We start from the raw sequence: 8,439 nt of genomic DNA on the forward strand, positions 1-8,439 counted from the left end.
AAAAAATTAAATTAACCGTTAAATTACTTATGAGTACCACTAGTCGCCCAGTTACTTACAGTTATATTTCTCCTGGTGTTATTAAAGTTACTGATACTAACGGAGGTAGTACTCAGATTAGTTTTACGAGTACAGGTCAGATTCAAAGCATACAAGATGCACTCAACCGAGTCACTCAATTCAGTTACGATGCCAATGACTATCTAAGCCAAATCACTGCTCCAGGAAATAGTATTTCCAAATTTAGTTATGATGCCCAAGGGCGTTTGTTGAGTCAGACCGATCCATTAAATCAAACAGTCACTTTTACCTATACAGGAAATTTAGATTCACCAACTTCAGTAAGGGATCAAAAGGAGCAAGTAACTCAATATAGCTATAACATCTATGGCGAGTTGACCGGAATTACTTATGCCAATGGGAGTTCGGAAACTTTTAGTTACGATCTGTCGGGTAATTTATTTCAGGCAAAAGAACGCAGTGGCGATACCTTCCAATTTACCTACGACACTACCGGAAAGCTGACACGCAAGACCTTCGATGATGGAACGTTTGAAAGTTATGCCTACGACACAAAAGGGAATCTCTCTAGCATTACCAAGGGAAGTGAAACGATTAGCTTAGAGTATGACACTAATAATCGCTTAACTAAAATTACATATCCCAATGGACGCTGGCTGCAATACACATACGACAGTACAGGAAAGCGAACAAAGATGGTGGATCAGGCTGGATTCACCGTTAATTACAACTACGATGCAGATGATCGGTTAGTTGGATTAACTAATGCCAGTGGTCAAAGTCTCATTACTTATACTTATGATGCAGTCGGGCGTTTAAGTAGGGAAACCAACGGCAACGGCACTTACACAATTTATAAATATGATGCTGCCAGCCAACTTACAGAAATCTCAAATCATGCTGCTAATAGCACTGTAAATTCCTATTTTCGCTACACCTACGATAATTTAGGTCGTCAAACTAGCGTTACCACAGCAGAAGGAAAATGGACGTATGAATACGATGGCACTGGACAGTTAACTCGTGCTTTTTTGGATTACACTGATCCGAGTTTGACAGATCAGGATTTGCGCTATGTGTATGATGCGGCTGGGAATCGTATTAGTAGTAGTGTAAACGGAGTAACAACGAACTATACAGCTAATAATTTAAATCAATACACACAGGTTGGTAGTGCGACTTATACTTACGATGCAGACGGAAATTTAATTAAGGTTGTTGATGGCGGTCAAACTTGGAATTATGTTTACAACGATGAGAACCGTTTAATTAGTGCCACAACACCCCAAGGGACATTTACTTATGAATATAATGCCTTGGGCGATCGCACTGCTGTTATGTATAACGGACAACGCACGGAATACTTGGTCGATCCCTTCGGATGGGGGAATGTTAATGGTGAGTATAACGGTAGCGGTGCGTTAATTGCTAATTACACACACGGCATAGGGTTAGTAGGACGTTTTAGCAATGGTGATGTAGCTCATTACTATGATTTTGATGCGATCGGCTCAACGGTTGGGTTAACAGGTGCATCGGGTAGTTATGTTAACCGTTATAGTTATCGTCCTTTTGGTGAAACTTTAACGACAACTGAAGCAGTCGCCAACCCTTTTGAATACGTAGGTCAATGGGGAGTAATGGATGAGGCGAGTGGTTTGGATTTCATGCGGGCGAGGTATTATTCGCCTTCATTAGGTCGGTTTACTAGTTCCGATCCGCTTGGTCAGGAAGGTGGTTGGAATATTTATGCTTATGCTTTAAATAATCCGATTTCATACACCGATCCAACTGGAGAAGTTCCTTGGATTGTTGCTCCTGTTTTGGGTGGAGTTATTAGTGGTGGAATTAATTTAGGTTCTCAACTTATTCAAAATGGAGGGAATTGGAGTCAAGTTAATTGGGGATCAGTAGGTACTGATTTTGCAGTAGGTGCTGCTTTGGGTTCGCTAGGCCCTTCAGGAATCGTTTTTGGAAGGGGTGGTGCAAAAGCAGCTCAATTTGGGTACAAAGAAGGAATTTTTAACACTGGCAATTTTAGAGTTGGTTGGAGTTGGAATAAAGGTAGAAATTGGTTTAGTATTCACGGGGGCAAACCATATACCTCTGGACATTGGCATAGGGATTTGTTACCTGGCCCAAAAGGAGATGGCGTTATTCCTTTCGGGCTTGGAGGTGGTTTACTAGGAGGGCTATGGAGACAAGCGAGAAATGCTATTTCTCCTCTTGTCTTCGACCTAGACAACGATGGTATCGAACTTATCTCCCTACAAAATTCGGCAACTTTCTTCGACCTTGATGCAGATGGCTTTGCTGAAAGAACTGGATGGGTTAAAGCAGATGATGGCATTCTTGCATGGGACAAGAATGGTGATGGAGAAATTAATGATATTACTGAACTGTTTGGTAATGAGACGACTGACGGATTTATTATTCTGAAACAGTTAGATAGTAATAATGATGGAATTATTGACTCCAAAGATACTCAATTTAATAATCTGAGAGTTTGGCGAGATAAAAATCAAGATGGTTTTTCAGACATCGGTGAACTCAGAAGTTTAAACGATTGGAATATTCATAGCATTAACCTCAACTATCAAGCCGTCAATCTCACCAATGAAGGCAACCGCATCAGCAGTACGAGTACCTATACCCTTGCCAATGGGACAACAAGGCAAATCGTTGATGTCTGGTTCACTTTAGACCAAGTAACAAGCTATTACAGCAAAGACTATCAAATTAAAGCAGAAACTTTATTTTTGCCAACTCTCAGAGGCTACGGCAACTTACCAGACCTCTACATTGCTATGAGCAAAGATTCAACCCTGCTCGGCATGATGCGAAATCTGGTATTGCTAGAGACTAGCAATTACGAACAATTTTATAGCCAATTCCTAACTCAAGTTGAAGCTTTGTTCTATCGCTGGGCTGGTGTGCAAAATATTGCCGCTAATAGTCGTGGTGCATACATTGATGGTCGCAAGCTAGGATTCCTAGAAATTTTCTTTGGAGAAGGTTTTCTTCAAGGTGGGTGGGGAGCTAACCCTGGGCCTCAAGCATCTAACATTTTGCTAGGCATTTGGAACAATTTATTCCGCGAGTTTAGTGGGCGATTGTTGGTTCAAGGGTCATTGCGCGATTTATTTTCTAATACAACTTACAATCTTGCCAATGACAGCTTAGAAAGCAACACAGATTTAAACACAGTTCTGAACCATTTAATTACCAATGTACCTACCAATGGGGATCAGGCGATCATTTACTGGAGTTTAATTATTGCAGGTTTGGATGCTTATGAAAACCGTTTTGGACTCTCACAAACTGACTATGACCAACGCATTAACCAAGCTTTAGCATCTAGTCAACTTTCAGGTTATCTAAATGCCCTGCGTCAACCAAACTTTTTGGGCATTGCAGATGACGTAATTAGTGGAACTTCTGGTAATGACATTATTAATGGCTATGCTTTAGTCGCATCTTTCTTAACAAAAGAGTGAAAAGCTAGAAACTAGATAGAGTAATAGTTTCAGCGATAGTTCCTAAGAGGAAGTCGAGATGTGATCGCGCCAAAAGCAATGATAATTAACATCAAATTTGAAGAGAAGTAACGAAAAGTTGTTAAGAGTGAAGTTGAATAACAAGAAAGAGACAAAAGAGTTTTAAGAGTGAGAAAAGGCTATAAAGTAGTCACAGTAAGAATTTGAAGCGAAAAAAGAGCAATTGAGTAAAATATAACTTAACAAAGTAAGAATTGCCCAGTTAGATAAAATAAATAACAGGTTGTAGAAGAAATAGACTGAAGTGAGCAATTTTGCAGTTGTTAATTATAGTTAACGATAAGAGAATTGCCAAAGAAAGTATTGAATTTAGGCTGAAAATAAAGGCTTTGCCGGATAATTTCACAAGTGTAGATGGTTGTGAAAGTAGAGGAGAAAAGCCTATGAGTTGGGCAGCAGATGAACTAGAAGGCGCAGAATTAGGAGATAAAAGGCGAAACAGACGTTTAATAAAAGTAGTAGAAGATTTAGCAATGCAGCCGAACGAGAGCGTTCCACAGGCAAGTAGGGATGCAGCAGCAATGCAAGGAATATACGAATTTTGGGCAAATCCACGAATTAAAGCCGCAGAAATACTGTCAGCGCATACATCAAGCACAGTAGAAAGGATAAAAGGACATTCAATCGTATTGGCGATACAAGATACAACAGAATTAGATTTTAGTGACCACCGCAGTAAACGGGGAATGGGTGCGATTAGCAAGTCAACAGCGAAAGGATTGAAAGTCCATACAAATTTAGCGGCGAGTGTAGAAGGAGTGCCGTTGGGGATATTAGGTCAAAAGACCTGGGCAAGGGACAAGAGTAAGGCACAGGGCGACCGAAGGCGAGCGATCGAGAGCAAAGAAAGCCAACGCTGGTTGGAAAGTTTGAAAATAACTCAAGATTTAATGCCGGCGGGTACTCGTGTGATTACAGTAGCGGATCGCGAAGCAGACATTTATGAATTATTTGCGCTAGCAGCAAAGGAGAAAAGCGAGTTTTTAATCAGAGCAGCACAAAACCGAAATACTTCATCAGCAAGAGTGAGCGCGGAAGTAAAACCTTTGTTTGAGGCAATTCGGCAGACAGCGGAGATTGGTCAACTGAAGTTAGAGTTACAACGCACGCCCAGAAGAATGGCTCGAAGTGCAACTTTAAGTGTGCGAGTGACGAAACTATGGCTGCAACCACCAGTAGCAAAGCAATCACAGCTAGATGAAGCGGTGGAAGTATATGTAATTTTGGCAGAAGAAATGCAACCACCAGCAGGAGAGAAAGCTATCTGTTGGTTACTGCTAACGACATTGGTTGTGAATGATTTTGAACAAGCGAGTAAATACTTGAAGTGGTACAGCTATCGTTGGTTAATAGAGCGTTATCACTATTGTTTAAAAAGTGGCTGCCAGATTGAAGAATTGCAGTTAGAAGAAGCAGAAAGGATTGAAAGGGCCTTAGCAACGTATGCGATCGTGGCATGGCGGTTATTATGGTTAACCTATGAAGCGCGAAGTAATCCAGAACAGCCAGTAGAAGGAATACTAGAGAGACATGAGTGGCAAAGCTTGTATTGTATGGTTCAGAAAACGAATCAGCTGCCAAATGAAGTGCCAACATTAGAGCAATGTATACGTTGGATAGCGAGTTTGGGAGGATTTTTAGGGCGAAAAGGGGACGGAGATCCTGGGGTAAAGACTTTATGGCGCGGACTGCAACGATTACATGATATTGCAGCAACGTGGCAATTATTAAAGCAATTAAACTGTTAAATAGATGAGATGAAATTCAAGTTAATTGAAGCCAAAATGTAACAAAAGATGTGACTAAAGGACAAAGAGAAATGCACTTAAAAATGTTTACAAATAAAGTTACAAAACTAAATTAATTAAATTGAGAAAAAATTAATTGTTGCATTCAAAAATGATGATTTTCAGTGAATTAACCTGTGAGAAAAAGTTAGTAATTGCTGAAAATCTAACAAGTTATTATGTACAGAATAAATTATAAAAAACTATTGCATAAGCTTGACATAATCTCCATTAAACTCATCTAATTTAATAGCTAACTATTATCTATAACCTGTTATAAAACAGTAACAGGTTCAAATACTGAGGAAGATGAGAGCAGCCATGACTGAGATAGCGATCGCCAAGTAATACCAAAAGATATTATTATAAAGTGGTCTTCACTGTTTGATAGAAAGATTTAATTTTAAAACAAAAGAAGTTTATAGCTCATCAAGCCCAACATATCCAGTTGGATTCATCAGGTGATAATGATAAAGATTGATTGCACAAACACTGCCAGCATTGGCTTAGATTTATAGTAAGGATTCAGGTGGCAGAGTATTGACAAAGGGGATACTAGAGTAGGAGTATCACAAATATGAACCAAAACCTGCCTCAAGAATTAGACCGAGAAAGCTTGAACCAGTTATCAAAAGAACAACTGGTAGAGATAATTCTTGAGCAGAATAAGGTAATACGTGAATTACAGAAAACAATCTTACAACTACAGCAAGAAGTAGAACGTTTAAAAGTTAGCCGAGATTTAGATAGCTCGAATTCGTCGAAACCACCATCTGGAGATATTCACAAAAAGAGTGAAAACAAAAAAGCTCCTCCACAAGAGGAATCAAATCAGCCCAAAAAGAAGCCAGGCGGTCAGCCAGGACATCAGGGAAAAACCCGTAAAGGCTTTGGCAGAGTAGACCGTTATGAAATCTTACGCCCTCTTAATTGTGATTACTGCGGTCAAAAAGCATTTGCACCCCTAGCAGTAAAAGTAGAAAAACACGCGGTAGCGCAATTAGTGGAACAACCCATAGAAATAGTTGAGTATCAACGCCAAACTTGCGTGTGTAAGTGTTGTGGAAATTTACAAACAGCCGCCTGGCCACAAGACATGATCCCAGGACAAGATTTAGGAACGTCATTACAGGCATTTTTAGGATGGGTAAATAATTATGCACATATGCCCTACGAAAAACAGCAGGAAATGTTGTGGGAACTGGGGCAAATCGATATTGGGCTGGGGACGTTAGTTGCAACCAATGAACGAATAGAACAAGCAATTGAACCGAGCATCACTGAGTTAAGTAGTTGGCTAAAACAGACACAACCTAATATCCATGTGGATGAAACGCCTTGGTCAGTCAAAGGAGTCAAAGAATGGTTGTGGGTAGTTGCTAATTCTGAATTCTGTCTGTTTACTGCGGCTGACACTCGTTCACGAGCAGAATTAGAAGCAATTTTAGGTACTCAATATCAAGGTGTAATCTCTTCCGACGATTTTAGTGTCTACAATGGCTATCCAGTTTTTGCCCAACAGAAATGTTTGGCTCATCTACGTCGTCACTTTAAAAAATTAATTCAACTTCCAGGTCTTCACAACCAGGCTATTGGGGAAGGTTTTGTTGATTTAATTGATGAAGCCTTTAAAAATTACGCTCACTGGTTTGAAACTCTTGACCAGAACAGTTACAACGACTGGGTAAATCAATTCAAATCTAAGTTACAATCTTCGCTCAATCAGTGGATTGACAAAGCAGGAGCAAAAGCCGCCCAGGTTTTACGTTCTTTACGGGATAAAGCTTCTCAATGGTGGTATTTTCTTGAAAATCCTGAAGTTCCCCCTGATAATAATCAGGCTGAACGATCGCTGCGTTTAGCTGTGACAAAACGTAAGGTCAGTGGTGGTTCACGCTCGATGGAGCGGTTTCAACATACTGCCAATTTGTTGACGGTAGTGCAGACTTGTCGCCGTCAAGGTCGGTCTGTAATTGATTTTTTTGCACAAGCACTAATGGCTGACTCTAATAATAGTCTGTCTCGTCCTTCTTTGCTTCCACAATATTAGACCTGAATCCTTACCCTCTACCTATACAACAAAATAGTCGTAGACGGCATATACAAAGGTTTTTAACACTAAATTCTTTAAGTGTAGTATTGCTGTGGTTTCCTATCATTGAAGCAATAATTGATCAACATTTTAAACAGGGGTCACAATTAACCATTGCAATGGATAGAACACAGTGGAAAGAAAACAATGTGTTAATGGTGAGTGTGATTTATCAAAAAAGAGCTTGGCCAATATATTGGTGTTTGTTAGGGAAAGATGGTTGCAGTAACCTAGAAGAACAGCAAAAAGTATTACGCCCAGTAATTCGCTTATTAAAAAAATACAAACTAGTAATTATTGGGGATAGAGAATTTCACAGTGTAGAACTAGCACATTGGCTCCACAAGCAGAACCTGAGTTTTGTATTCCGTCAAAAAAAGGATACTACTTTTCGGAAAAAAAGACAGAAATTTCAGCCTTTAAGTAGCATTGAGATTTATCCTGGTATTCGCTCCTTTTATACCGATGTTAAAGTTACTCAAAAACAAGGTTTTGGTTGGTTCAACTTAGCTGTTTATTGGAAAAGAAAGTACAGAGGGAAACAAGACAAAGAAGCTTGGTATTTATTAACTAATTTGCCTGACTTAAACACTGCTCTCAAAATATATTCTCAACGTTTTGGGATTGAAGCTATGTTCAAAGATTGCAAAACAGGTGGTTACAATTTAGAAAGTTCTCAAGCTAACCCTGATAGACTTGTACGCTTAATTCTCTTGATTGCTTTAGCAATGACCAGTGCTTGGTTACATGGACAAAGAACTAAATTTCAAAAACTTGATTCTTATATTTGTCGCCAAGAAGAAAAAAATAGAAATGAGAAGCGTCACAGTAATTTCTGGATAGGTTTATATGGTTTCAATTGGATAGTTGCTTTGTATGGGTGTCAAGCATGGGTCGAGGAACTGGTCGCTTTCAGTCGCAATAAGCAAGCATATTATCAGCGAGGCTTAAGGGCTATGAAGCTTATACAACAAGCACTTTA

Annotated in this window: 4 protein-coding genes; all 4 read left to right on the top strand. The window is 39.5% G+C overall.

The window, feature by feature from the left end; translation table 11 throughout:
• Nucleotides 1-29 precede the first annotated feature (29 nt).
• Nucleotides 30-3,518: an RHS repeat protein gene (locus H6G69_RS18955; protein WP_190690653.1), complete on the top strand. Its 3,489-nt coding sequence runs from the start codon at nt 30-32 to the stop codon at nt 3,516-3,518.
• A gap of 443 nt (nt 3,519-3,961) precedes the next feature.
• Complete coding sequence (locus H6G69_RS18960) at nt 3,962-5,326, top strand: IS4 family transposase (protein WP_190690403.1); 1,365 nt, start codon at nt 3,962-3,964, stop codon at nt 5,324-5,326.
• Nucleotides 5,327-5,942: 616 nt separating this feature from the next.
• The gene (tnpC, locus tag H6G69_RS18965; RefSeq protein ID WP_190690399.1) at nt 5,943-7,415 is read left to right on the top strand and encodes an IS66 family transposase; all 1,473 of its coding nucleotides are present in this window, start codon (nt 5,943-5,945) and stop codon (nt 7,413-7,415) included.
• Between the two features lie 50 nt (nt 7,416-7,465).
• Nucleotides 7,466-8,439 (top strand): IS4 family transposase (locus tag H6G69_RS18970; RefSeq protein WP_313951445.1); only part of this gene is annotated, 974 nt, incomplete at its 3' end.

This window comes from Nostoc sp. FACHB-110 (genome assembly GCF_014697425.1).
GTDB lineage: Bacteria > Cyanobacteriota > Cyanobacteriia > Cyanobacteriales > Nostocaceae > Nostoc_B.

Coding starts and splice junctions, on each gene's coding strand:
- H6G69_RS18960 (WP_190690403.1), top strand. CDS start 3,962: ATGAGTTGGGCAGCAGATGAACTAGAAGGCGCAGAATTAGGAGATAAA.
- H6G69_RS18955 (WP_190690653.1), top strand. CDS start 30: ATGAGTACCACTAGTCGCCCAGTTACTTACAGTTATATTTCTCCTGGT.
- tnpC (WP_190690399.1), top strand. CDS start 5,943: ATGAACCAAAACCTGCCTCAAGAATTAGACCGAGAAAGCTTGAACCAG.